This is a genomic window from Estrella lausannensis, from assembly GCF_900000175.1.
Taxonomy (GTDB): domain Bacteria; phylum Chlamydiota; class Chlamydiia; order Chlamydiales; family Criblamydiaceae; genus Estrella; species Estrella lausannensis.
Window position 1 is genome coordinate 123695 of record NZ_CWGJ01000012.1, and the last position, 26886, is coordinate 150580.

20 protein-coding genes and 1 tRNA gene are annotated in these 26886 nt (G+C 47.3%); 12 read left to right on the top strand and 9 right to left on the bottom strand.

The features are described from left to right. The first annotated feature begins 53 nt into the window (after positions 1 to 53). The 5 genes from pepF to ELAC_RS05610 all read left to right on the top strand — a co-directional run bounded on the left by pepF (position 54) and on the right by ELAC_RS05610 (position 5250). Positions 54 to 1901 (top strand): oligoendopeptidase F, encoded by a 1848-nt coding sequence (pepF, locus tag ELAC_RS05590; protein WP_098038304.1) that lies wholly within the window; start codon positions 54 to 56, stop codon positions 1899 to 1901. A gap of 120 nt (positions 1902 to 2021) precedes the next feature. Next, a complete protein-coding gene (locus tag ELAC_RS05595; RefSeq protein ID WP_098038305.1) occupies positions 2022 to 2345 on the top strand; it encodes a co-chaperone GroES in 324 nt (107 codons plus the stop codon). Between the two features lie 23 nt (positions 2346 to 2368). Further along, the gene (gene groL / locus ELAC_RS05600) at positions 2369 to 3991 is read left to right on the top strand and encodes a chaperonin GroEL (protein WP_098038306.1); all 1623 of its coding nucleotides are present in this window, start codon (positions 2369 to 2371) and stop codon (positions 3989 to 3991) included. Positions 3992 to 4650: 659 nt separating this feature from the next. Beyond that, positions 4651 to 4722 (top strand) — tRNA-Asn (locus ELAC_RS05605). A gap of 18 nt (positions 4723 to 4740) precedes the next feature. Continuing rightward, positions 4741 to 5250, top strand: coding sequence for a YaiI/YqxD family protein (locus tag ELAC_RS05610; RefSeq protein ID WP_204250537.1), 510 nt, complete (start codon positions 4741 to 4743; stop codon positions 5248 to 5250). A 418-nt stretch (positions 5251 to 5668) separates the two neighbouring features. On the opposite strand, the gene mgtA is transcribed toward ELAC_RS05610, so the two are convergent. Then, positions 5669 to 8221 carry a magnesium-translocating P-type ATPase gene (mgtA, locus tag ELAC_RS05615; RefSeq protein WP_239414393.1) on the bottom strand — a complete coding sequence of 851 codons (2553 nt, stop codon included), beginning with the start codon at positions 8219 to 8221 and terminating at the stop codon, positions 5669 to 5671. Positions 8222 to 8600: 379 nt separating this feature from the next. On the opposite strand from mgtA, the gene ELAC_RS05620 reads away from it, so the two are divergent. Together ELAC_RS05620 and ELAC_RS05625 are read left to right on the top strand one after the other, a co-directional pair. Continuing rightward, the gene (locus tag ELAC_RS05620) at positions 8601 to 10283 is read left to right on the top strand and encodes a cation:proton antiporter (protein ID WP_098038307.1); all 1683 of its coding nucleotides are present in this window, start codon (positions 8601 to 8603) and stop codon (positions 10281 to 10283) included. A 257-nt stretch (positions 10284 to 10540) separates the two neighbouring features. After that, on the top strand, positions 10541 to 11320 hold the full coding sequence (locus tag ELAC_RS05625) for a hypothetical protein (protein ID WP_098038308.1): 780 nt from the start codon (positions 10541 to 10543) through the stop codon (positions 11318 to 11320). A gap of 86 nt (positions 11321 to 11406) precedes the next feature. Here ELAC_RS05625 and ELAC_RS05630 read toward each other — a convergent pair whose 3' ends face one another. From ELAC_RS05630 to ELAC_RS05640, 3 genes are all read right to left on the bottom strand, one after another. Next, positions 11407 to 12297 (bottom strand): VOC family protein, encoded by an 891-nt coding sequence (locus ELAC_RS05630; RefSeq protein WP_098038309.1) that lies wholly within the window; start codon positions 12295 to 12297, stop codon positions 11407 to 11409. Positions 12298 to 12856: 559 nt separating this feature from the next. Beyond that, a complete protein-coding gene (locus tag ELAC_RS05635; protein ID WP_098038310.1) occupies positions 12857 to 13846 on the bottom strand; it encodes a DUF2156 domain-containing protein in 990 nt (329 codons plus the stop codon). A gap of 56 nt (positions 13847 to 13902) precedes the next feature. Continuing rightward, a complete protein-coding gene (locus tag ELAC_RS05640) occupies positions 13903 to 14754 on the bottom strand; it encodes a DUF6666 family protein (RefSeq protein ID WP_098038311.1) in 852 nt (283 codons plus the stop codon). A gap of 46 nt (positions 14755 to 14800) precedes the next feature. Between ELAC_RS05640 and ELAC_RS05645 the strand changes: the two genes are divergently transcribed. Both ELAC_RS05645 and ELAC_RS05650 read left to right on the top strand, forming a co-directional pair. Next, positions 14801 to 15742 (top strand): TolB family protein, encoded by a 942-nt coding sequence (locus ELAC_RS05645; protein WP_098038312.1) that lies wholly within the window; start codon positions 14801 to 14803, stop codon positions 15740 to 15742. 12 nt (positions 15743 to 15754) lie between these two features. Continuing rightward, positions 15755 to 17146, top strand: coding sequence for a hypothetical protein (locus ELAC_RS05650; protein ID WP_239414395.1), 1392 nt, complete (start codon positions 15755 to 15757; stop codon positions 17144 to 17146). A 115-nt stretch (positions 17147 to 17261) separates the two neighbouring features. Here the strand turns inward: ELAC_RS05650 and ELAC_RS05655 are convergent, their stop codons facing one another. Both ELAC_RS05655 and ELAC_RS05660 read right to left on the bottom strand, forming a co-directional pair. Further along, on the bottom strand, positions 17262 to 19394 hold the full coding sequence (locus tag ELAC_RS05655) for a cellulose binding domain-containing protein (protein WP_098038313.1): 2133 nt from the start codon (positions 19392 to 19394) through the stop codon (positions 17262 to 17264). Between the two features lie 359 nt (positions 19395 to 19753). After that, positions 19754 to 20338 (bottom strand): hypothetical protein, encoded by a 585-nt coding sequence (locus ELAC_RS05660; RefSeq protein WP_098038314.1) that lies wholly within the window; start codon positions 20336 to 20338, stop codon positions 19754 to 19756. Between the two features lie 723 nt (positions 20339 to 21061). On the opposite strand from ELAC_RS05660, the gene ELAC_RS05665 reads away from it, so the two are divergent. After that, positions 21062 to 22480, top strand: a complete 1419-nt coding sequence (locus tag ELAC_RS05665) for an NADAR family protein (protein WP_098038315.1) — start codon at positions 21062 to 21064, stop codon at positions 22478 to 22480. A 531-nt stretch (positions 22481 to 23011) separates the two neighbouring features. Continuing rightward, on the top strand, positions 23012 to 24010 hold the full coding sequence (locus tag ELAC_RS05670) for an endonuclease/exonuclease/phosphatase family protein (RefSeq protein WP_098038316.1): 999 nt from the start codon (positions 23012 to 23014) through the stop codon (positions 24008 to 24010). Between the two features lie 14 nt (positions 24011 to 24024). Here ELAC_RS05670 and ELAC_RS05675 read toward each other — a convergent pair whose 3' ends face one another. After that, positions 24025 to 24813 (bottom strand): SDR family NAD(P)-dependent oxidoreductase, encoded by a 789-nt coding sequence (locus ELAC_RS05675; RefSeq protein ID WP_098038317.1) that lies wholly within the window; start codon positions 24811 to 24813, stop codon positions 24025 to 24027. Positions 24814 to 25079: 266 nt separating this feature from the next. Here ELAC_RS05675 and ELAC_RS05680 point away from each other — a divergent pair, with 266 nt between their 5' ends. Next, complete coding sequence (locus ELAC_RS05680; RefSeq protein ID WP_098038448.1) at positions 25080 to 26165, top strand: linear amide C-N hydrolase; 1086 nt, start codon at positions 25080 to 25082, stop codon at positions 26163 to 26165. A 149-nt stretch (positions 26166 to 26314) separates the two neighbouring features. Here ELAC_RS05680 and ELAC_RS05685 read toward each other — a convergent pair whose 3' ends face one another. Continuing rightward, positions 26315 to 26698, bottom strand: a complete 384-nt coding sequence (locus ELAC_RS05685) for a DUF1304 domain-containing protein (RefSeq protein ID WP_239414397.1) — start codon at positions 26696 to 26698, stop codon at positions 26315 to 26317. Further along, positions 26695 to 26865, bottom strand: coding sequence for a DUF1328 domain-containing protein (locus tag ELAC_RS05690; RefSeq protein ID WP_098038318.1), 171 nt, complete (start codon positions 26863 to 26865; stop codon positions 26695 to 26697). The genes ELAC_RS05685 and ELAC_RS05690 overlap by 4 nt, the downstream gene beginning before the upstream one ends. Between the last annotated feature and the right edge of the window lie 21 nt (positions 26866 to 26886).

The window sequence follows — 26886 nt, forward strand, 5'->3', positions numbered from 1 at the left end:
TGCAAATCAGTATGTGGACAGCCTCTTAAATGCAACCCATAAAGGAACCTGTCATGATCTTGAAAAGAGAGGAAACGTCTCCTGCTGATCTTTGGAATGTCGAAGCACTCTACAGCTCCATCGAAGAGTGGAACAGAGAGTTCGACGAAGTCGCTGGAAACAAAAAGCATCCCCCGTTCAAGGAGCTCTCCGCTCTAAGCGGAACCCTTGGGAACTCCGCTGAGGCACTGCATCAATTTCTCATCGATTATTTTTCCGTGGATCGAAAACTCAGAAAACTCTACACCTACGCACACCTGCGCCACGATGAAGATGTCGCTCACGAGGAGCATAAAAAGATCGAATCGATGGCCAAAGACCTCTATCACGCCTTCTCTGAAGCAACCTCGTTTTTTGAAGCGGAAATACTTTCCATACCAGAGGAGAGATTTCAACAACTTAAAAACTCCCCTCTCCTAACCGATTACCGCTTCTTCCTGGAAAAGCTCTATCGCATGAGAGCCCATACACTATCGCCCAAAGAAGAAAAACTGCTCGCGATCGCCGAAAAACCCATGGAGCTGTCACACCGGGCATTTTCATCCCTCACCAACGCAGACTTTCATTTCGGCAAAGTCGAAGATTCCAAGGGCGAGCTGCATGAACTGACACACGGTTCATACCACCTCTATATCAGATCTCAAGACAGAACTTTGCGTATGAACGCATTCAAGGCAATGCATGGTCATTTTGGCAAGTTCAACAACACCCTATCCGAGTTGATCAAAGGAGCGGTTCAGAAACATGAGTTCACAGCCAAGACCAGAAATTTCCCCTCGTGTCTGGATGCTGCGCTCTACCCGCACAACATCGACACCTCAGTCTATTACTCTTTGATCGAGGCGGTCAACAATCGCTTACCTGACCTGCACCGTTACATTGCACTAAGGGAAAAGATCCTCAATGTCGGCCCCTTGCACCTCTATGACATGTACGTCCCCTTGGTGAAGAGCGTCAACATCAGCTTCAATTATGAAGAGGCGGAGGATCTGGTTATCGACTCAGTCAAACCCTTAGGCGCCTCCTACCAGGATCGGCTTTTGAAAGGGCTGAAAAACGACAGATGGGTAGACCGTTTTGAGAATAAAAACAAAAGGTCGGGCGCATACTCCTCCGGCTGCTATGACAGCCAGCCCTATATCCTGATGAACTACAAGGAGAGCATTCGGGACCTTTTCACCCTGGCGCATGAAGCCGGACACAGCATGCACAGCTACTTGGCCAACTCGCATCAGAAGTACCACGATGCGCCCTATCCGATTTTCCTGGCAGAGGTAGCCTCGACTTTCAATGAGGAGCTCCTGGCCCACAGCCTCCTCAAAAAACTCTCATCCAAAGAACAGAAGATCTTTCTGCTGAACGAGAAAATTGAGGACATCAGGGCAACGCTGTTTAGGCAGACCATGTTTGCCGAGTTTGAACTCATGATTCATGAAAAGGCTGAAAAGGGCATCCCCCTCACCCCGGGACTGCTCAACTACGAGTACATGGAGCTGAATAAGAAGTATTTTGGAGAGCGCGTTATCTTTGACGATGAGGCCAAGTACGAATGGTCCCGCATCCCCCACTTCTACGCCAATTTCTACGTCTATCAGTACGCCACGGGAATTTCAGCCGCCCTGACGCTTGCCGAACGCGTCATGGAAGGGGGCAGAAAAGAGCAGGAAGAGTACCTCGGTTTCTTGCAAAGCGGCTCCAGCAAGTACCCGTTGGATACACTTTTCCTCGCCGGAGTCGATATGCGGACTAGTGCCCCGATCGAAAAGGCGATCGACCACTTCACTCACCTCGTTGATGAGATGGAAGCCCTTATCACTCAAGAAAATGCACCGAGAGAAAGGGAGGTTTCCACTAAAAATTAGCAATTACAACCCAACTCTGCTAATTTTGATTGCAAAAAAACTATCCCGTGAGTACATTTTACCTTCAACAACTAACAGCATCAGAGCATCAAAGATCATCCAAAAAGGAGAAGAATAAACATGGCACAAGCGCAAACAGCAAAAAAAACCACCACGCGTCTTACTCCTCTCGGCAACAGAGTTCTCGTGAGGAGGCTTGAAGCGGAAGAAAAACTACCAGGCGGCATCATCCTCCCCGACACAGCAAAGAAAAAGCAGGAAAGGGCAGAAGTCATCGCTGTCGGCACAGGTAAAAAAGACAAGAGCGGCAACCTGATCCCGGTCGAAGTGAAAGTCGGCGACGTCATCCTGATGGAAAAATATTCCGGACAGGAGATCACTTTAGACGACGAAGAGTACGTAATCGTCCGCGCGGACGACATCATTGCCGTAATCCAAAAGTAACTGAACGATAAGGAGCTACTATAATGGCAGCAAAAGACATCAAGTTTAAGGAAGAAGCCCGGCAGAAAATTTTAAAGGGCGTACGTACGCTCGCCGAAGCAGTTAAAGTAACTCTCGGCCCCAAAGGCCGCAACGTCATCATCGACAAATCCTATGGCGCCCCCCACATCACAAAAGACGGTGTCACGGTAGCCAAAGAAATCGAGCTGGACGACAAGACAGAGAACATGGGCGCACAGATGGTCAAAGAAGTGGCCAGCAAAACCGCAGACAAGGCCGGAGACGGCACGACCACAGCGACAGTGCTCGCAGAGGCAATCTACAGCGAAGGTTTAAGAAACATCGCTGCCGGTGCAAACCCCATGGACCTGAAGCGCGGTATGGAAGAAGCTCTGAAAAATGTAAGAGAGCAGCTTGCCAAGATGAGCAAAAAGGTGCAGAACAAAAACGAGATCACGCAAGTGGCTACTATCTCTGCCAACAACGACAAAGAGATCGGCGACATCATCGCCGGTGCGATGGAAAAAGTCGGGAAAGACGGGACTATCACTGTTGAAGAAGCAAAAGGCTTTGAGACAACTTTGGATGTAGTTGAAGGGATGCACTTCGATCGCGGCTACCTCTCCGCCTACTTCATGACCAATCCTGAGACCCAGGAAGCTGTCATGGAAGATGCCTATCTGCTCATCTTCGACAAAAAGATCTCCGCCGTCAAGGACATGATCCCCATCCTGCAAGCCGTCGCCGAAACAGGCAAACCCCTCCTCATCATCGCAGAAGATGTCGAAGGCGAAGCCCTGGCAACTTTAGTAGTCAACAGACTGCGCGCAGGGCTTAAAGTCTGCGCCGTTAAATCCCCCGGCTTCGGCGACAGAAGAAAAGCAATGCTGGAAGACCTGGCAATCATCACCGGTGGCGAAGTCATCAGCGAAGAGCTCGGTCAGAAGCTGGATTCTGTCACGCTAAAGCAACTCGGCAGGGTGAAAAAAGCGGTCGTCAGCAAGGAAGAGACAGTCTTAGTAGACGGCAAAGGCGACAAGAAAAAGATCCAGGAGCGTGCAGGACAGATCCGCCGCCAGATCGAAGAATCTGAGTCCGACTATGACAGAGAGAAACTGCAGGAGCGCCTTGCGAAACTCGTGGGCGGCGTTGCAGTGATCCGAGTCGGCGCTGCGACAGAAGTCGAAATGAAAGAGAAGAAGGACCGTGTGGATGACGCTCAGCATGCAACGAAAGCAGCTGTCGAAGAAGGCATACTCCCCGGCGGAGGAACTGCCTTCATCCGTTGCATCCCGGGTGTACAGGCTCTTGCCAAGAAGCTCGAAGGAGACCAAAGGACAGGCGCACTCATCATTGCCAGAGCATTGTCCTCCCCTCTTCGCCAAATCGCGGAAAACGCAGGCAAAGAAGGCTCCATCATCTTGCAGGAAGTAGAGAAACTCACAGACGGCCATGGCTACAACGCCCTGACCGATGAGTTTGTCGACATGTACAAGGCCGGTATTTTGGATCCCACCAAAGTAGCCCGTTGCGCGCTTGAAAACGCTGTCTCTATCTCTGGTATGCTCCTGACAACAGAAGCGATCGTTGTCGAGATTCCGGAAGAGAAGTCGCAAGCGCCGATGCACGCTGGCATGGACTACTAATTAAAAGCGTCTTAAATCAGCTTTTAAAAAGCCCTCCCGGAAACGGGAGGGCTTTTTTTTGAGTTCGTTATCCGCCCTTAAGCAACCGGCATCAATGGCTCAGCCGATCTGATTAACACTCCTTCACTATTCCCCTAGCGTTGCCGCCCCACTATCCAAACTGCGCCAAAGATCCTCTCGTCATTTTCAAACCTACCGAAAGCTCAGCGAACCGATATCGGATAAAAGCGATATTGCACAGCCTCGTAAACATTCGCACCCGCTCAATCACCTTTTGTCGATAAGTCGGGGAAAAATGGGTGATAGGCCGACACTCATGCTGATCCGGACGATTGAATGCGCTTTCAGGGACGAAATAGCATTTTTAACGCCCTATGCCAACGATAGTTGCGATTCTGCTTCGATAGCTCAAGGCTGAATGATCATAGGTAACCTAATATTAGAAACATGGGGCAACATTCACTCATTTTGCCGCGAGACCTTCGGTTAGCAAAACAAAATTTTCAAGTCACTTTAGTATAGACGCACCCAATACGTGGATTCTCTCGAAAATTGGTTAAAGCACGTCTGACAAGCTTTTCCTTTAGCAAAAAAAATACATTTTTTTTGCACTATGTGTTGCAAATTAATCGACACACGCTTAAGATTAATTTTCCTTTTCCGGAATAGCTCAGCGGTAGAGCAGCGGACTGTTAATCCGTTGGTCGTAGGTTCGAATCCTACTTCCGGAGTTGAAAAACAAGGCAGTTATGACACCCGTCGTAACTGTCTTTTTTTTTGCATCAATTCAATCAGAGATTTTTATGCCAAAACGTAAGCCTAAGACTATATGGATCGATGCCGATGCCTGCCCCAAACCCGTCAAGGAGATCATTTACAAGACGAGTGTGCGTTTAAATATAAGCGTGGTGCTGGTTGCCAACGATTATCAAAACATCCCCACCAGCGATCTTATACGGTTGACTGTGGTGAGCAATGGCTTCGATGCGGCCGATAAGCATATAATTGACAACGTCGAACCCCACGACATCGTGATCACAGCCGATATTCCGCTGGCCGCAGAGGTTCTCAAAAAAAAAGCTGTCGCCCTTGACCCCAGAGGACAAATTTATCATGAAAACACCATTGCCTCCATCCTGTCGGTACGTGATTTTTTAAAAGAGATGCGCGATGCCGGTACGTTAACCGGTGGTCCGGCGGCTTTTGGTCCCAAAGATATTAAACAATTTGCCGACTCACTAAACAGGTTAACTTCATAAACCCTGGCGATCGAATAACACGCCCTTCATGTCAGTTTGCACTGACAACCTGATCGACACACAATCTTTTAAAATAGCAGGCGGGTTTCAAACTCTCAATAGGAAGCCAGCTCCGCCCTGTCAACTTTTTAGAAACTGCCGAAAAACTGAATTCAGTATCAAAGCACTCCGATTTCAATTTCTGAACACTCTCTAAGTACAACATTTCCGATTAGCGGGCGTCATCCAAAAGTTCGTTGTTTATGGCCTTTATATTGGAAAAGCAGCATCGAAACCTAAACACATTACAATGAGGGCAATGAATCAACTGAGACGCGCGCCGGAAGACTGTCCACTAACTGCAATGAAAAGGTTTTGCAAGTGCGGATCCATCTCGCTACGTTTCCAATAAAGGATGGTTCACTCCTGCAATAGCCTATTAAACAGTCTCAGGAGCTTTGCCGGCTTCGGCGAGCCACCGGAGGAGAAAGCGCTTTTTTGCCCATTCGACCGCCAGGGCATATAAGATGATCAAAACGAATACAAAGATATTCAACCGCATTGGCAGAGGAGTAAAACCCAAATAGGGGGCCAAAAGAGTATAAGGAAGGATAAATGTGAACGCGATCACGGAGAACACCGCAAGCATCAGCCCTCGACTCGGATGGCTCTGATAAAACGGTCTGAATGTACGGGCTATCAAAACGATGAGGGCCGCCGACACAACCGACTCGACAAACCATCCCGTTCTAAACTCTTCTACCGACGCGTTAAGCCAAATCAGCATTCCGAACGTGGCATAGTCGAAAAGGGAACTGATCAATCCAAAAGTGATCATAAATTTTCGAATAAATGCGATATCACATTTCAAAGGACTCTGTACCCGTTCTTCATCAACATGATCCGTAGCGATCATCATTTCAGGCAGATCTTCCATCAGATTAGTCAAAAGGATCTGCTTGGGAAGCAAGGGTAAGAAATCGATGAAAAGCGACACCCCCGCCATACTGAACATATTCCCGAAATTAGCGCTCGCAGCCATGAAAATATATTTGAGTGTGTTCGCAAACGTCACTCGGCCGGATTTAACTCCTTTTTGTAACACGGATAAATCCTTTTCAAGCAGAACAATATCCGCCACATCTTTTGCCACATCCGCCCCGGTATCGACAGCGATACTCACATCTGCGGAATGCAAAGCCGTTACATCATTGATCCCATCACCCAGATATCCCACGACATGGCCTGCGTTCTTTAATGCCAGCACAATCTGCTCTTTTTGGTTCGGCTCAATTTCAGCAAAGATGCACTTTTGTTTAACCTGTCCAACAAGGGCCCTATCGCTCATCTTGAGCATCTCCGTGCCGGTAAGAATGCTCCCTTCGGGTATTTTGAGCACCCGGGCCAAATGGATTGCTGCCTGCTTACTGTCCCCTGTAATGATCCTTAAGCCTATCCCGAGCTTTCGTAATTCCTCGATGTTCTCGTACACGTGAGGCTTTGGCGTGTCGGAAAAGATCAAGAATCCGGCAAAGGTCATTCCGCAATCATCTTCGGTGTCTATAGTGCGAAGATCCTTTTCCAGGCGATAGGAGATCCCGATAATTCTAAAGCCTTTACCGCTGTATTCCTCATACAGCCTTTTAAGCTCATTGGAGCACATAGTGATATCGACTTCTTTTCCTTCCGCTGTTTCAGCCTTTGTGCATAAGCTTAAAACTTGCTCGAAGGCACCTTTCGTAACTATCCATGACTCAGATCCGTTTTTCAACAGGATCGATAAGCGCTTTCGATGGAACGAATAGGGAATTTCATCGAGCTTTATCCATTGGTTGATATCAGGACTTGAAAATTGGAGAATCGCCTTGTCAATCGGATTTGAGTATCCGGTTTGAAAGTGGGCGTTAAGATAAGCCAAAAGCGATACCTTCTGACTGCTTGAGCCGGAGAGATCATAGGCTCCATTCAACTTAATATCACCACTCGTCAACGTGCCGGTTTTGTCGCAGCATAAAATGTCCATACTGCCCAAATCCTCGATAGAGGACAGTCGTTTGACGATCACCTTGCTTTTGGCCATTCTCTCGGCGCCTTTAGCAAGGTTGATGGAAATGATTGCCGGTAAAAGCTGCGGGGTAAGCCCGACAGCCAAAGCAAGGGAGAAAAGCAGGGACTCCATTAGAGGCCTCTGCTGATAAATGTTTAATGCGAAGATAGAGATTAGGATGACAACAGTTACTTTAAGCAGTAAGAAGCTAAACTGGCGAATCCCCCTCTCAAACTCAGTCTCGGGAGGTTGTTTTGATAGCCGACCGGAAATTTCACCGAATTCTGTTTCAAGGCCTGTTCGCACAACAAGTACCTTTGCGGTGCCGCTCACTACATGAGTACCCATGAATAGCGCATTGCTTCTCTTGGAAATCGTGATATCTGCCGCCAAAACCCCAGGACTCTTTTCCGACAAAAACGTCTCGCCCGTAAGCGCTGCCTCGTCAACGAACAGATCTTTACACTCCAATATATAGCAGTCGCCGGGAATCATATCTCCCGCTCCAAGTTGTATCAGATCTCCCGGCACTACATGATCGACAGGAACCTCTCTAACTTCGGAATCTCTGATTACCGTAGTCTTAATTTTGATCATATGGAGAAGCTTCTCCATCGCACCCAAAGCTCGCTTTTCCTGAAAAAAACTTAGCACGCAGCTTATGGCAATGATAGCTAATATGATCAACGCATCGGAACTATCGTAGAGGATTAGTGATAGGATGACGCACGTAAGGAGTATAAAAATCAGAGGATTGTCAAGCTGCTTAAGAAAAAGCCAGAAGTTTCCGGTCCGCGTTTTTTTCTGGATAACATTCTTTCCGAAACGCCTCAATCTCCTTTGCGCCTCTATATCAGAAAGCCCATCTTTAGGATTTGCCTTTGAAAAAGCGATGACTTGGTCGGGGGAAAACGACCAAAACGCACCCGCCGATTTACTGTCCAAAGAGCTTCTCATCATGGTTGATTAAGCGGGTTTATTAACGAGGCAAACTCTATATGCCGGAAGTGCATCAAATTCCCCCAATTTAGTGGAAGCTTTGGTGTATATATAATATTTTTTATTTTTTCTTTTTACAATCTTTCTCCTCACGTTGACAAACAGGTCGATTCGGCATCTTTAAAAGTCTGCACTATGTTGGAGGTAAGTTATTTGCATAACATCTTTCGTACCATTACTCCCTTGTTGCCACTCTGAATATTGGCGTGCGACCAACCGAGGCTCATTAATGGAGCCACATCGTCAATATCGCTTGATCTCGACTTGATTAATTTCCAACAAGATGAATAATGATATTTTTAATCTTCTAACACGAAACGGGGCTATGGGAGACGAACTCAAAGTTATCTGGCTGCTCGCTGTCGGACTAGGTTCGGCATGTCTATTTGGCTACATCGCGCAAAAGGTGAAGCAGTCGCCCACCATCGGATATTTGCTGGCAGGATTCATCATCGGGCCAAACTCTCCGGGCTTTTCTGCAGACTCTTACATCACCGATCAGCTGGCAACTATTGGCGTCACACTGCTTATGTTTGCAGTGGGGCTGAATTTTAACTGGAAAGATTTGCTCGCGGTGAAGGAGCTGGCTGTTCCGGGCGCCTTAATACTTTCCTGCATTTCCATCGCTGCCGGTGTCTTTTGCACCTACTACCTGGGGGGCACGCTACTGGCCGGATTAGTCATTGGCATTGCCATTTGCGTATCGAGTACAGTGGTGATCGTGCGCGTCTTATCCGATCGGGGGCTTCTCCATACAAAGCAAGGCCATATCGTTGTCGGTTGGACGATTGTTGAGGATTTAATCTCTGTATTCGGGCTGCTGCTGCTGCCTGCCTTCGCTTCGGCAAGCATGACATCTGCCGGCTCCGACGCCTCAATAATCTCTGCAATTCTTTTGGTGCTGGTGAAGATCGCCGCTCTTTGCGCCATCGTCTACTTATTCGGAGAGAAACTCATTGAGAAACTTTTAAAGATTGTGGCCCGAACAAGATCGCACGAACTGTTCACACTGGCGATTTTATCCTGCACCTTCATGATCGCCATTGGTAGCTCCTATCTTTTCGGAGTCTCTTTGGCTCTGGGAGCTTTCATCGCCGGTGTGATTGTTGGCAAGACAGACATGAGTTACCAGGCAGCAGCAAACGCTTTACCGATGCGGGACACTTTTGCGGTGATATTCTTCCTCTCTGTCGGTATGTTATTTAATCCGGTCGCAGTGATTGATAACTTACCGCTGTTCTTCGGCATACTCATCATACTGCTGGGACTGCGCCCCGTCGTTGCATTTATGATCGTTAAAATTGCCAAATACCCTTCTACGGTGGCATTAACGGTCGCGTTGGCCATTTCACAGATCGGTGAATATTCATTCATACTAGCTGAAGAAGGGAGCGTGCTGAAGATACTCCCCGACAATGGATATGACATCATTGTCGCTTGCGCATTCATTACGATCACACTCAACCCTATTTTGTTTAAATTATTCAACGTGACAGGAGGCAGAGACTCTCGTTACAGCAATGTGCCGGTAGAACTATCTTTGCAGAAACTGGGCGATAACCCCGAAGGCAAACTATCGTTCCTTCCAAGGGCAATTGTTGTCGGGTTCGGACCGGTAGGTCAAACAGCCGCCAGAGAGATTTTAAAAAGAGGATACCACGTCACCGTGGTAGACCAGAATATAGATGCCATATCCACTCTTAAAGGTGGGGAAGTAGAAACCATCTATGGAGATGCGGCTCAGTTTCATATTATGGAAAAAGCTCAGCCTGAAAATGCCCGTCTGCTGGTTATCGCTACGCCGGAATTCTCAGTAACTAAAGCCGTTGTGCAAACAGTGCAAAGCACAAATCCCCACCTTAAAATCATCGCTAGATCGCGCTACAGGGCAAATTTAGCCGATCTGTCCTTAGGAGATATTCCTATCATTTGCGACGAAGATGCATCTTCAGAAAAAATGATCTCTATTCTCCATGCCGAATTAGACAAAATGGGAAAACTTTCCTAAAAGAACTGTCCACAAACCAAATTCAGGACCAAAGCATACTGATTTGAGTTTGTGGACAGTCTCTAAGAGCACACATTAAAACTCAAATGCGCATGCTTTACCCTCGATAGCGTCTCAAAATTGATTTTTCGGCAAACAGCGAGCGCCTCACGATCGAGATACTTTCGGTATATGAGAGCCCGTCATAAATGAGAAACCGTCTGATAATTTTGAGACGTTTCCGGTATAATCGGCGCAAACCGGATATGAGACTGTATATGCGCAAAATTTTACTCTTCCTAACTCTCGCAACCTCCTCCCTGACCGCTGACGACCTTTTGATTCAAATACACCAAGAAACCGCAGACTTCATCGGCCATAAAATCTGGAAAAATGAGTGCGGCGGAAAAGTAGAGGGACTCACCTCCTGGAACAAAGGAGAAACGTTTGCATCGCTAGGAATCGGACATTTCATTTGGCATACTCAGGGGAAAAGCGAACGCTTCGAGGAAACTTTCCCACTCCTGGTAAAATATTTGGAAACCGAAAAGGTTACGCTGCCTTTATGGCTGAACAGCTCTTTACCATGCCCCTGGAACAGCAGGTTAGAATTTTATGATGACATTGATAGTGACCGAATGAAAGAGTTAAGAACTCTTTTACTTGAAACCAAACAGTATCAGGCGATCTTCATAGCAACCCGATTCCAAGCCCACCTGAGAGAAATTGCCGACAGCGTAAGCCCCGAACAACAGGACAAGGTTCGTAAGACGCTTACCGAACTCATCAAGACAAAAGAGGGCCTCTACTCCCTGATCGATTATTTCAATTTCAAAGGGTCGGGACTTTCGCCTGATGAAAGATACAACGGAAGAGGATGGGGTCTTTTACAAGTCATTTTGAACATGGATATTTCAGAACCTGATCTTTTGGGGGAGTTCGTCAAATCAGCTAAAGCGACCCTGAGGGCAAGAGTAGAAAACTCACCGCCGGAAAGAAATGAAAACAAATGGTTAAAGGGCTGGTTTAACCGGTTAGACACCTATCTAAAGAGCTGATCGTAAAATTTTGTAATCAGCCAGCGAGCTGAAGAGTGTCTATATGGGGTAAAGAGGAGATTTCTACATCCCTTCGTTGAAAGGCCCTACCCTCTTCCCGCCATCTCGAGATCCTTGATAATGATTCTTTTCATTTTAAGCATAGCCGGTGTGGTCTTTCTGGGATTTTTCTCCATGAGCTCTCTCATGTTAGCGGGGACGATCTGCCACGAGACTCCAAACTTATCTTTCAGCCATCCGCACCGCTCCGCTTGAGGATCAAATGAAAGCTTTGCCCAATGGTAGTCAATCTCTTGCTGGTTTCTGCAGTGAACTATGAATGAAATGGCTTCGTTGAATCCAAACTTATGTTCTTGAGCCGAGTCCATGGCTGCAAACCATTGATTCTCCAGCATGAAGTCGCAATATTTGACAGAGCCCTCCACATCAGGTTCAGAACCCTCGGAATAGTGAACAACCACCCCCTGCTTCGATCGGCTGAACACAGACCTGTAGAATGCCATGGCTTCTTCCGCCCTGCCGCACACCTCCCCTACAAACAAAAAAGTTGGAACAATAAAAGGACGCCCCTCTCCTTTTGCGTCGGTTAAAATGAGCTGCCAAGAAACTCCAAATTGATCTTCAACCCATCCATACCTATCACTGAAGGGATATTTACCAAGAGGCATCAGAGTCTTCCCTCCCTCAGATAAACTTTCCCAGAGAGTATCGAGGTTCTTTTTGGCGCTTTTGCTTTTGGATGGGTCGATGTTTACCATGAAGGAGATGGAAGGGTTGAATTTAAAGAGCGGACCGGCTGAGAGGGACATGAACTCATATCCTTTAATCTTAAAAGACACGATTTCACAGTCCCCCGAAGGGGTGTTTTTAATCACGGTTTGGTAGTTAATTTCACATTCAGGAAATACCGCCGTATAAAACTTGGCAGCTTCTACAGCCTCCTTGTCAAACCAAAGATGCGGTACAATTTTCTGCATATAATCGCCCTCACAAGATTTCTTAGCGGAAATATCGCCAAGAGGCTGTCCACAAAATGAAATCGTATGATTTTTAGCTGAATTGATTTCGAAGCGTATAACCCTATGGAGCGGCAAAGCATACGATTTCAATTTGTGGACTGTCTCTTATATACCGAAAGTGCCTTGAACAAAACCCCCAAGATTAAACCTTTATAAAATGCCTAATAGTAAGGCGAATAAAGTCCTGGATCTCTCGGTCGCGAGAGATGGTCTCGTGGCCCAACCCTAAAATTCGGGTCGCCTTCAGCATACATTTCCGGAGTATTGGATTAATATGTTAAAGCAATATTTTCAATAATTATAAGCAAATTCAGTGTACCAACTGTACTAATACAATTTTGTAGAAACGGACTGGGGAGCTGCTAATTTCAACCGAGATCGCATATGGGTTGCCGAAAGTGATTGAAAATTTGAGAGCGCTGCTTTCGATGCCTAAGAAAAAACAGCCTGAAGTGAAATATCTGATAACGAAAGGAATATTCTCCGCCCTCAAGGGGGAGTTTAAGCCAGTCAAGGCTCAAGAAGAACTTATCAAAGTTGCATTTAACCCCTTCTTCAAAGCAACAACTTCTTTTAAACCAATATGCGAGTCCTTAAACGAGAGAAACGCTTTCGTACTTGCAGGATCAAATTTTTCCCAAAACTTCTTTTTTCCGTTTAGATGATAGATAGTATTGGCCAAGCTATAAACTCTCCTGGAGAAATACCTGGATAACCCTCCAAGCCCCTGGATCTCACCGAGCTGAGTGGCCGGAACGGTACCAAAAGTCACATAGCGGCAGCCCTCTTTAGATAAGGCTTCCAGAGCCGTCACGACAAGCAATTCAGGGACCCCATGAGGCGCGTCGGGAACAAACATCAGATGATTCATCAGCCATCCCTGGTGACGTTCCAGGCGGCTTAAGATCACAACACCGACAATCCTTCCATTTTTTTCGGCATAAAACCACCTTTTTCCCTCCCGATGTTCAAAAGAACGCACATGCGAAAAATGAATCTGCGGCCCTTTTCTGGCCTTAAGCCAGCGCTCTCCCGCCTCGTTAATCCCCTCTTCTATCCGTGGATCGAAGGTTGTATACTCTTTAACGCTGACATCTTCGTGAAGGGCATGGCGCACTTTGCGCCGGACAAGACATGCGCGCACCCCCTCCTTTTTTCGGGGGTCGTCATGCGGGTCAATGATCAGCTCTTCGCCATATTCAATCATGGTTTTGCAGTATCCGTGATTAAACAGCCAGCGCGCAAATGTTTCACCGATGACGAGATAGATGACCCTTAGATTTTCTTTTGCACAGTGGTCATGAAACGCTTTGATCAGGCTTTCTGTCTGATCCGGGGGGCAGGCCGGGTCGCCATAGACAATCGCGCACCCATTTTCCTGCCGATACCCGATCAATCCCTCGGCTTCAGAAACCCGGAAAATGCGGCTTGACGGATCCAATATCGCATCGGTTGTCGATCCAGCCCACTTTCTGACACACGCCAAATCGGATTCAGAAACCTGCATTTAAAACCCTCTTTACTTAGACGTAGCAAACTTTTGCTACTACAATAAGAGAGCTATCACTGATTAGCGCTTGTGTCAACTAAAAAATTGGAGTTATTGGCAAGGGGCATATAGCTCGCCCTATTGCAGCAGTCGCCGAACACATAGGTGATTCCCACACAGACATTCGCAGCATAATTTCGGCTTTGGCTATCCCCCGATGATGTGCGTGCACGCATGTAGGAGCCATGTCCATCGAAATAAAGGCGGTCTGCCAGCGGAGCTCTCAAGGCAAACCCGGCGACAAACTGCCCCGCCGTCCGATTTGAAAAGCGTAAGCTGTCCTGATAGGGAGCGCCGAGCCATAAAGTGGACTCTGCATAATTTGAAAAGTAGTGTGTCCAATAGCCGCTGAGTTGGCTGATGGCACGATACGATACGGAAACCCCTTCAATATGTTTTCTAGCTTTGTCCATGTGAGCTGTTCCCCAAAGCCCCACTTCATCTTGGCAAAACTGATATCCACCCTGAAAGCGTATCTGACCGAAGCTTAGAGAGACATCGTACACGCTGAAATGCTTAACGAATTGATGGTCATAAGCCACGCCGAAATTCCACTGACAATAGGAGGAGGAGATTCCTGCGGTAAGAAACGCTTGCTGCTCAAGGGCCTTTGGGTTTTTAAATGCCAGATTGCCTCTGCCATCCCAATTGTAGAGGCCAAAGCTGCCTCCAAGTTGCCCACAGGCATAGCCAAACAAATCCATCCCGGCATTCACACCGGCGACAGCGCCCTGATTTCCGTTCCAACTACCTTCGGGAATCCCCCTGAAATAGTCATAGGATCCGTTGACTTCGACAGTTAATGATGAGAGCGATGAGGTTGCCAGCCCCAGTGCGATCAAACTTGTTGCAAAGAGTTTTTTCATTAAGTATGCTCCGCTTTTCCCTTTTTTTAAAAAAATTAATGTAGTTATGTTCGCACTAATTTTCAAACTTTTGTTTGCCCCCCTTGCCGCAAACGAGCCGATGCTCAGTAACATCGAACAGATCACATTCCATGAGATGGGGTTTGAAAGGGCGGGTGAAGCCTATTTCGCTCCCGACGGTGAAATGATCTCATTCCAGGCTGTCCCTGCAGGTGAAGAAAACTACCAGATCTATACGATGAATCTTAAAAGCCGCGAAATCAAGCGCGTCAGCCAAAATATGGGCGCCTGCACCTGCTCCTTTTTTAAACCGGATGGAACGAAGCTGATCTATGCCGGGAGCCCCCTCCAAGCGGAAAAACCGACTCCCGGCACATACAAGTGGGACTTGACCCCTTACATGAATATTTATGAAGTAAACATAGACGGCTCCGATCCGGTCGCATTAACAACCGGTCCTGCATATCATGCTGAATGCGCCTATTCGCCGGATGGAGAGCTGATTGTTTACGCCAGCGATGAAGACGGCAGCATGAACATCTACACGATGCGAAGCGATGGCAAAGAGAAACGTCAGTTGACCCATACCGCAGATTGCTATAATGGCGGCCCTTTTTTTTCGCCCGACGGCAATAAAATCGTCTTCCGTGCTGATCGAGAAGAAGCGCACATGCTGCAGGTTTACATGATGGACAAAGACGGCGGCAATCTTGTTCAGCTCACGGATAATGGCGCTGTCAACTGGGCCCCGTTTTGGCATCCATCTGGAAAAGCGATTGCCTACACCACTTCCATTCACGGCCATCGCAATTATGAAATCTATCTTCTGAATATTGAAACCGGAGCTCAATGCCGCGTCACCTGTCATGAAGGTTTCGATGGGTTACCCACCTTCAATAGGGAGGGGACAAAACTCTTGTGGACATCGAAGCGCGGCAAAGATAAAGCTTCTCACATTTTCATCGCTGATTTTGCGTACACGCCCTAATCCGGAGTAATTATGAAGCGTTTTTTCTGCCATCTCTTTTTTTCCCTCACCATCTTTTCTCTCCATGCTGATAACCAAACGACTGACCTCAGCCCGGTTGGAAACGAGACTTCTCTGCCTTTCAGCGTGGAAATTGAACTGGCTTCGTTTTCGCTCCCGACGGGCATTCAGGCGTTCGCAAGCGCTGTCTACAAGGATCAGTGGATCTTTGTGGCGGGCAGAACCAATGGATTGCACGCATTTGACGATGTCGGCAATAACTTCCCTCCCAATTTTCAGAATAAGATAATCTATGTTATCGATCCCTCAACGGGCGGGGTCTTATCCCGCTCTCTTGAAGATCCGACTGCCCGCTTGACACAAGAACAGATAGACATCCTCTCTGTAACCAAAAGTCAGTTTTTCCAAAAGGGCGATAAACTCTATATCGTGGGCGGTTACGGCATCAACACCACCTCCGGAGAGATGGAGACAAAAACAGCACTGACGGAAATCGACTTAAAAAAACTGGTCAAATGGGTTAAGTCCGGCAAACCTTCCCTTAGATCCTGCATCCGGCAGGCATTTCACCCCTATCTTCAGGTGACCGGGGGAGCTCTTTATCAGGATAGTGACCACAATCCGTTCCTTCTGGCACTGGGCCAAAATTTTGCCGGCCTCTACCATGATTCCAGCAACGGTGTATATACACAGCAAATCCGCGCTTTTAATCTGGTGGATAAAAACAATAAGCTGTCGATCATCCCCAAAGAGCTAAGCACAACCAACCCCGACTATCGCCGCAGGGATTTAAATGTTGTTCCGGTAATAATCAACAACAAGCCCGGCTATATAGCTCTCTCCGGAGTCTTCACGCTAACGGATGGTGTCTGGACAGTGCCGATCTTTATTTCGCCCGACGGAAAAAGCAGTGAGCCCGATCCACTGTCTGCCGGTACTTTCAAACAAGCCATGAACAACTACAACTGCCCCGTCATCGGGCTTTATTCGGCCCACTCGAAAGATATGTACATGCTACTCCCCGGTGGAATCAGTTATGGCTTTTTTTCAGGCGGCGTGTTTCAGACTGACAACGAATTCCCCTTTATCAACCAGGTGACAACCATCAAGATAGACAAGAAAAAACGTTGCAGCCAATACCTGATGAACAACGAATACCCCTATATTGTCTCCACCGGAACCAATCCGGGAAACCAACTTCTCTTCGGCGCGGAGGCGCAGTTTTTTCCGGCGGATGTGGACCTGTTCAGAAACGGAGTAATTCGTCTCGATAAAATTAAATCACCCACCGTCATCGGCTACATCGCAGGCGGAATCATGAGTACTCTGCCTAATACGAACACTCGCTTTGATACCACGGCTTCGCCTTACGTGTTCTTGGTGCGCCTGATACCAAGGCAATAGAGTTTACAAAGATATACCGAAAGTATCTCAAAAATTGAGATTTTAGCTTTGAGAAAGCCTCGGGATTGAAAGGGTGAGGCAGCAGCAATGTGGCCGCTGCCTCTACCCTGACTAGTTAGGGCGTGCAAGGACACTGAATCCTTGACTTAGGGCGTGCAGGATCAAAGGCCCAGTGCGCGACGCTGAAACCTTGGCTTATTGCCCAAGATCTAAACGCATCGGGGTCATAGGCATGCGCATCAAAATCATCGATGCCCACCGAAATGCGTGCCCGGTTGAACCCGTAGTTCGTGATCAGCCAGTTCGCCCAACCGCCATTGCCATCGCTTCCTGTGATCCACCCGATCTCCTCACTCATGGAGTTGTAGTAGGACATGATGTAGAATCTGTCCACTGCGCAGTTGCCGGGAGAGATCATCGCCGCATCCAATACGTTCTTTACCGCCTGTTGCCAGGGGTAGTTCGGACCGAATCCGGCGTTACTGCACAGGCTGGTTTGCAAGCTCGGATCAAGCAGTTTAAACTCTTTGATCAAAGCTCCCACCAGCGCTTCTTGCTCCGCAGACACAAAAGCCTCATAATCAAAGTCCACGCCTGCCAGCCCGAGATTATGGCAGAAATCAACCATCCCCTGGGCAAAGGCCTTAATATTGGCCGGAGTCAATATATCCCACGTCCTGTCATACATGCCTCCAGCACCGCCAATCGACACTTTTGCCTGGATCGACGGGTTTTGTGCTGCCAGATATTGCGTGAAGGATTTTATTTGCGATTCGGTAAAAGTGCCGAAACCACCCATCGTAGGTTTACCGTCCTGTCCATACCTTAACTCTCCCACAAAAATGTTAATCATGTTGACATCTTGCGGAATCACAAAAGGAGGGCCGTTAAACCAGCTGGTCCAGTCGATGTACCACACGGAATATTCGATGGCATCCCTGGGAGGTATCGGGTTGTCGTTGGTCACTGTGATGCTGACGACATTGCTATAGGGACTGTTTCCCGTGGCGTTGGAGGCGAGGGCACGATAATAATAAGTCCCCGAGGCGATGTTGGTGAACAGCTCCGATAAGATGTTCCCTTGGGCAACCACCCTGGGATGGAGAAAATCTCCTACGGTATCTTCTTCCAAAGTGTAGGAGGAAGCATTGACTACACTTTCCCATGATACGCTATAGCTACTTTGCGACGACGCGATTAGCGTGATTATTGGGGCCGATGGAACCGGAAGCGGCACTGTCGAATTTCCATTTCCTGAGGCTTGTAAATTGTCAATTCGTGGTTTTGCGCCCTTGGGCATCGTGATGATCATACCGAATGAAACACCGGCATTGGGTTGAATCGTTTCATTGGAAGCGAGGTTTTTTACAGTGATATTTTGTCCGCTTGCGGAGAAAATTCCTGAGTTGACATGACTGCTCAGCGAAAAGCCGGATGGCAACGAAAATGTCGCCGTCCACCCTTTGACGGGAACCGTTGTGCGGTTGGTCAGTGTCACGGTTGCCTGGAATGCCGTTGCCCATACGGTATCCACTTTATATACAGCACTTAAGGCCACGGGTGAGCCTGTCGCCGCTATCGTGATGCTCTCGATGTTACTGTATGGGCTTCTTCCGGAGCTGTTCGCCGCGGCTACACGATAGAAGTAAGTACCCGGGGGCTGATCGGTAAAATTCACTGTATTTGCACTGCTGACAGGGGTAACGATCGGGTTTGTAAAATTGATGGTGCTATCCATTTCGAGGAAATAGGTGGAGGATCCTGTCACAGCACTCCAAGTGACTGTGTAGTCGGTCGCCGAGCTGCTGGAAATGGGGTATAAAGCAGGAGCCGCAAGCCCTTCGCCTTGAGGAGGTGACGCTGTGCTGTACCCTGTGGCGACTAAATTTTCGATCGATGTTTTCCCAGATTGAGGCATATTAATGATGGCATTGAATGTAACGCTGCCAAAAGCTGCGATTGTGCCATTCGAAGAGGCATTTGTAACTGAAACCTCTTGCCCGCTGGTCGTAAATACTCCTCCCGAAGTGTGGGCACTGAGAACGTTCTGCTGTGGCAGGAAAAAACCTGCCTGCCAGCTTTGCACCTGCTGGTTTGTCGGGTTTGTCAATTTGACAGTGACTTGATAGGCCGTTGCCCACATTGTATCAACGCGGTATTCGGCATTTAAGGGCACGTCCGCTGCAGCGGCCTTTGATTCAAATAGCAATCCGGCAAAACAAAAAAACAAGAGCAACAATTTACCCATCCTTTTCTCCTTAAAATGGCGTTTTGGGAAGCCTATCAAACCGTCAAACGATTTATCGAAAATGTCTCAAAATCTAGAGGGCTTTGAGAAGGCCCCCCTGCCAAATTTTGATAAGCCTTCGGTATACAGGCCCTTCGGGGTAACTTTCCCCTCTTTGCAAGGCGTCATGAATTTTCACAATCTCCACTACCTAAAAAAAAACATTCGCGGAATACCAACAAGTCTTTTGTTATGTCACCTTGAGTACAAATGAATCTAGGTAACTTATATTAGGGATGATATCAAAGAGCTAGTCAGCTAAAAGAAACGGATTTTTGAAACTAGGGATATGCTGAAAAAAGAATTAAACCTAGGGGGTATTAACTAATTTTCAGCCGCTTGCAAATACCCCAAAGATAGCTAATCCACTTGCCAGGTATGCTTTGCGTTCTTTGGATCATAGGAGAGTCTTCGGTGAGGCAGGATGTGAAATGCTGAAGCACAATCTGATTGATATTATCGCGCGTTGCGCCGTCCCAATAATACTGATATTCAGATTCCTGCAAATCCATGTAAGCATAATAGAGAAGATACGAGTCTTGTAACTCCTGCAAAAAGCCGCCTTCAAAATAGAGAATTCGGAGAAGGTTGAGCGCGGAACCAACATCTTTCTCCCCTTTGATAGTCGCTTTCATCGTTTCTTTAGCGTAACCCCAAAGCGCCTCGGAAAGCTGTATATCCCCCAAATTCAGCGAGGAAAGGGCTTTATCGCGTAATTCAGCCATTTCGAAATGATTGTAGGGTGGAGACATACAGGCAAGTACGCAGAAAGCCTCTCCGTCGTGGCCTTGATCCAGCATACCGAGAGCCCAATCCACACACTCTTGACCACAGGTCCTCATGAGGGCTTTATCGGCTAGGATACGTGCGGTTGTGGGTGGAAGATCATCAACATCCGGCTGCATAAGAAATAAACACCAAAATCCAATTAAAAACTACAAATCAAAATGGTATCACAAACTAAATAAATAATAAATAAAGACTTAAAACAACCACTAGAAATAAACTAAATAACTTAATACACCTCAACTTTACTTTCCTGTTGGCAATCTCATTAAATATGCCCTCTCTGCAAAAGAGCGTTGAGAGGTCTGTCGAATCATCAGAAAAGTAACTCATGGGCCGTCCAAGAACTCTCAACGGCAGTGTCATTTCAACCGATAATAAAGTGTGCCAAGACTCGTGCCTAGGGGACACAAAACTCAGTTTTATTTATTAACCAGCTAAACCTAAGTATCTTATCCAAAAAAAACAGAAAGTAAACTATTTACTACAATCCTCATTGTAAATATAATTATAAAAAACAAGAATTCACGATAGGAATTACTTGTTTAAATCCGATTGTTTTTTAATCGCACTTTCTTGCATCAACTTGCAAGTAACACTCTATTGCTCCAGCGGACCTAAAACAGAGGGGAGATTTCGCTCCTCTTTTTCTTTGGGAATGCACTCTGGCGCTCAGTAGCCTTTTCAAGTCACTGTCGCGCCCTGTGTAATGTCACAAAGAAAAACCAAAAAACCAACCACCGCTCAGATAGCTGGCTGGAGCACTAGCGAAAGGCGAAATTTTGCAAAATTCTACAGTTTTTGCAATCAACAGTTTAATGCAGGTTTAATAAAGGTAGGTCATGGGGGTCAATTTTTTTACAAACCATCCCTTTTCCGTTGAATTTCACTCAAATGAATATAAATTAGAGAAAAGTGATATTGGCAAAATCATCGTAGCCACAGCGATTGGTTCCCTTCTATTTCTTGTGGGGGGCGTGTTCGCCTTCTTTGCTGCCTCGTACTATTTCAGGTCGAAAAAAATAGAGCAGCTAACTCAAGAAAGCAATCCACAAACAAAAAAGATAGCCGATCTCAAAAACAGGGTTTTACCGTCTGCTACGCAGGGCAATTTTGCAGTCAGCGCATGGACAGCCTCTCACGAATCATTAAAGAGCCTATTTGTAAAAAAGTGCGAAGCTGAGATGGGAGCTCATTTAAGCCCCGGTCAAAAGCATACGCTATCTTTATTCTTTGAAAAGGCTATAAGCACCGCAGAGCCGCAAGACGCTCTTAATGATCTGATCGCCAGCCAGATCAACCAAGCAGGCGGCTGGGGCGAAGAAAAAGCAGGGCATATTCGTTACCATCTGCTTCCCCTAATGCCCGCCACACAATCCCAGCTAGCCTTGAAGGCACAGTTTGTCAGCACTATGGATAGCACGATGGGCGGTAAATTGGACTACATCCAAACACACACTTTGTGCTCACTGTTTGATCAGGCTGTCGAGACAGCCCAGCCACGCGCGACTCTTGAGGAGTTAATCAATAAAAAAACCCAAAAGAATGACGGGTGGGGTGAACAAAAAGCGCTGCACATCTCTGCAAATCTTCTGCCCCTGATGCCTCAGCTTGGGGCGGGTTCGCAGATTTCTCCTGCTAAAGCCATAGCAGGAAAATACATCCATGAAATCGGAGCTAGGCTTGTTTGTTTTTATAAAACCGGTCCCACAGAATTTTTAGGGAACTTTGCACTATGCCCCAATGGTGTCAAAGTGTTTGGAGAAACCTTCAAATGCACCGAGGCGGCGTTTCAGTGGCGAAAATATTACCTTGCTGCTGTCAACAACAATCGTCAAGACCTGCTTAACGACCCTTTAATGAGACAATTTTTTTCCTGTGACGGTGAGAAGGCGTTTCAGATCAACAAGCAGCTGACAAACAAATATCCCAATGTATTTGCTTCGCAGTGGAAGAATGGAGTGCGAGATCAAGTGATGTGGCATGTGCTGCAGGCGAAATTTCAACAGAACCCGTCCCTCTTCAACCTTTTAAAAGACACTAAAGGAGCTTACCTGCTGGAGCACAACGAAGCGAAACGAGACGATTACTGGTCTGATAACAGCGATGGATCGGGGAAGAATATGCTAGGAAAAATGCTGATGGCGATCAGGGATGGAAAAGACGGTCCGCCTCCGAATGATTCGAGTGACCAGCAGAAAGTGAAGGCTTACGCCCTTTATGCCAATCAACCTGGTGCCCTAGGCTATAACATCTTTTGACTCCTCCCCCAAGTGAGTTAAGCCACTGCCTGCAACTTTAAACTGCGCTCACCCCTCTTCAAGATGCTTAGCAGCTAGCGACTGTCCACAAACTGAAAGCATATGATTGGTTTGTGGACAGGCTCTAAGAGCCTGGACCGACAGCCTGCCTTCGGCGGGCCGAATCGATGTTTCATAATGACCACCACTGAGGCAACTTGGAGGTCTAGTACGTGCGGTATGCTCCCATGGGGCAGCTATCCGCACTCGGTAAGACACCGAGCAAGTCTCAAATGAGCCATATCACTCGCCTGAAAAGGGGCCGGTCACCTCATCTTCAAGCTTTTTACACTTATTCACTCCCCCAAGCTCTCCTAAATCCAACCTATTTATTTTAGAACACTTGTGCAATAGACGCCTCGTGCACCCTATAAAACCAAAGAAACCACTTTAGATTAAATCAATCTAAAAACAAATCTCATAGTTAATATAAAATCACCGAAAAATCACAGTTGGTTGTATCATTAAATAAAAGAACCAAAGAGGTTTTTTATGTCTATCAGCGTTGGAACCTTTAACATGCTAGACCCCCAATTTGCACTCAATCACAACCAGAAGGAGGGACTCACTAAGACCGGGCAAAGCAACTGGCCGACAAGGAAGCAAGGGATCGTCAAACTGCTCAATGAATCCAAATTAGATGTGATCTGTTTGCAGGAAATCAGCCCAAAGTCTCTCAATGACATCAAAACGGATCTAAACGGCCAGTATGTCATCAAATACATCAAGCACGCAGAAAGATCCGATGGCGTAGCCATTCTTTATAAAAAAACATTTAAGGAAGTTAATTCGCAGACTCTGAGTTTGCATGGGCTGAATTCTGGATACGTTGATTTGAAAGACCAGCTATCAGGTCGAGTGATCCGGGTAGCCAATTGTCATCTCTTAGGCGGCAACAAGCAGAATCAGGGAAAAGAGCAAATCGAGAAACTCTTAGAGCGAGTTGACACCGATCCCTCTAAAGAAGGGGCGATTGCAGCCCGTATTATCACAGGCGATTTTAATGCCGACGAGAAGCAATTGAATAACCCGAACTCGAAATTCGACGCCTTGAAAAAGGCTAGCTATCAGTTTGATGGAGACTTAAGTGCCACTGAAATCGCCAATAACCGCCATATCGACTGGATCTGGATCCGCGGAGACTCCCGCCTCTCTCACCTCGATGTACCACAGCCCCAATTGGTCAGCGACCATGCGCTGCTTGCCACAAAAATCACCTTCAAAGCGTCAGCTATGACAGATCACGTGCCTTCCAAGGTAAAAGCTAAGCCCACCCTCTTTCAAAACGTGGGCCGTCAAGACAAAGCCACCTCTCCCAAAACGGTATCCCATGCTAAGCCTTTGCAATTCCAGAAGCCATCGCAAGCAAAAAAAGCGCTCCGGCCCAAACCCAATAGGGGCAACAAGGCTGTATCCTTCGGAGACCGCATCAAGGCATTCTTTGGAGGAATTATCAACTTCTTTGCTAAACTGTTCAGGCTGCGCTCTTAGAGACAGTTAAATTCCTAAAAGCAAGAGCGCACAACCCCACCATCCACACGAAGGGAAGCTCCCGTGATCGCAGAAGCCAGGGGGCTGCAGGCGAAAACCACTAACGCCGCCACCTCTTCGACTTTTGCAAAGCGCTGGATCAAGGAACTGGGACGCACCTTATTGATAAACTCTTTCTCCACCGCCTCAAACGACTTGCCGCCGGAGAGCTGCACAACAAAGTCTTCCACACCCTCCGACCGTGTCGGTCCCGGTAAGATGGCATTTACGGTAACTCCTGTTCCCATGCAGCGCTCTGCCAAACCGCGAGAGAGAGCCAGCTGCGCTGTCTTCGTCATGCCATAGTGGATCATCTCTACCGGGATCTGCACACCGCTTTCACTGCTGATGAACACGATGCGCCCCCATCCTTTCCTGATCATGCCACCAAGATATCCGCGGCTTAAACGGGCACCGCTGAGCACATTGATTTCAAAGTAGCGCCTCCAGTCATCGTCGGTGATCTCTTCGAAGGGTTTGGGTTCGTAAATGCCCAAATTATTAATTAAAATATCGACTTCAGGATATCGCTTAAAAAGTCTCTCCGCTCCCTCTTCATCAGCAAGATCCCCCGCAAAGCCCTCAATCTGGGCATGGGGAGTCTCTTTCTTGATCCGCAGGGCAGCTGCTGCAACAGCCTCCTCTTTACGTCCATTGACAATGACTTTAGCCCCTTCTTTGGCAAGCTGCTCGGCGATAGCAAAACCGATCCCCTTGGTCGAACCAGTCACCAAAGCTATCTTGTTCTCAAGGTCAAGTTGCATACAGTCTCCTTTGAATATATCACTTGTCGCAATGTATCCATAGCATATGCAAGGGAGAGTGTCTACGATTTGCAGGAGGCTTTTTAAACTTTGGTATGTTTACCGAAAATGTCTCATTAATTGGGTTTCGGAAAAGAACCTCTCAGGCAAAAGATTACCACTCACCTGATAGAAGAGACGTGATCCACTCGACAGCAACGCTTTTTTATATTGAAAAAGCACAGAAAATCCCTTATCACAATTTTAACCTTACCCAGGAGTTTGGAATGAAAATTTCTAGCCTATGGATGGCCGCCTTAGCGGCAAGTTTTACTTTTGCCTCGCCAGGGGAAGCATGCACAGGAATTAAGCTAACCACCCAAGACGGCTCTTTAGTACACGGACGCACCCTGGAGTTCGGGATTGATGTCGACATCTCGGTTGCTGTTGTCCCTCGAGGATATCCGTTTAAAGGAACTACTCCCAAAGGCGAGGGCATGTCTTACAAATCAAAATATGGCGCCGTTGGAGCAATCGCTTTTGGCAATCCGGCCCTGATGGATGGGATCAATGAAAAGGGACTCGCTGTCGGCACATTCTATTTTCCCGGCTACGCCGAGTATACCGAAACCGATAAGGAAAACCAGGAGCGCTCACTCTCGCCTGCCGAATTTTCCAACTGGATCCTGACCCAGTTTGAAAGCATTGAGGAAGTGAAGGCCGCACTTCCTAGCGTCGTGATAGCACCGACAGTAATTCCGGCATGGGGTAGCCAGCCACCTCCATTCCACTACATTGTCTACGACAAATCCGGCAACAGCTTAGTCATCGAGCCCGTTGGCGGCAACCTACTCACCTACGACAATAAATTAGGTACGTTAACCAACTCGCCCGAATTTGACTGGCATATGAGCAATCTAAGAAACTACATCAATTTAACTCCCTTCAATGTGCAGCCGATCACGCTCAACGGAGTAACGCTCAAGCCCTTCGGTGAAGGATCGGGCATGGTAGGGATGCCCGGGGATTTTACTCCCCCCTCACGCTTTGTACGCGCTGCCATCTACTCGACAACAGCTATTCCCTCAAAAAATGCCGAAGAAGGAATTCTTCAGGTCTTTCATATCCTCAATCAATTCGATATCCCGATTGGGGTGGCGAGGACTAAGGAAAATAACGTTGTCTACACCGATCAGACGCTAATGACAGCGGCAAGAGATCCCCAGACTCTCAAGTACTACTACAAAAGCTACAGGGATCAGTCTGTTAAAATGGTTGATCTAAAGAAATTCGATCTCGACGCTAAGGAGATCAAATCTCTGAAAGTCAGCGGCAATAGCATCGCTTCCGATGTATCGTCCAACCTGAAATAACACTCATGAAGGCGCTCTCAAACTCATGAGAGCGCCCATTCTCCTGATTGCTGCGCTGTCACTGTTCGATGGAGTAATGACGCCTCCTCTTGTGGCCAATAGCTTTCTAAGCGGTGAAGTCCTTTGTAAAGTAAAGAGACTGCCCATACCTATAAGAGGCTTAAATATAGAACTGCAAGGGCTACAGCGGCTGGCACCGCCTGATAATAGAGAATCTCCTTTTTTGCTGTTATCGCTCCAAAGAAGCCTGCTATCAAAACGCAACTTAAAAAAAACACCTTTAGATAAACCTGGAAGAGCGGATCAGAGCTTAGGAGGGACCAAAACAGTCCGGCCGCTAAAAATCCGTTGTAGAGCCCCTGATTCTTGGCTAAGACAGCCGTCACAGCTGCATTCTCTTTACTCATCCGGAACACAGCCCTCCCGAAGGGCGTCTCCCAAAGAAACATCTCCAGTACAAGAATATAGCAGTGCAGCAAGGCCACAAAGGCGGTTAAGAGAAAACTTGCGACAACCCAAAACTCGTGCATCATATGGCAACCCTACCCGACACGAGACCCAGAAGAGAAAGCAGAAGTAAAATCAGGAAGATAAAAAAGAGAATCTTGGCTATTTGGGCCGCCATCCCCTCCACACCGCGGAAACCAAGGAGCCCCGCGACAATGGCAATAATCAAAAAAATGACAACCCAGCTAAGCATCGTAAAACCTCCTTTGGATCG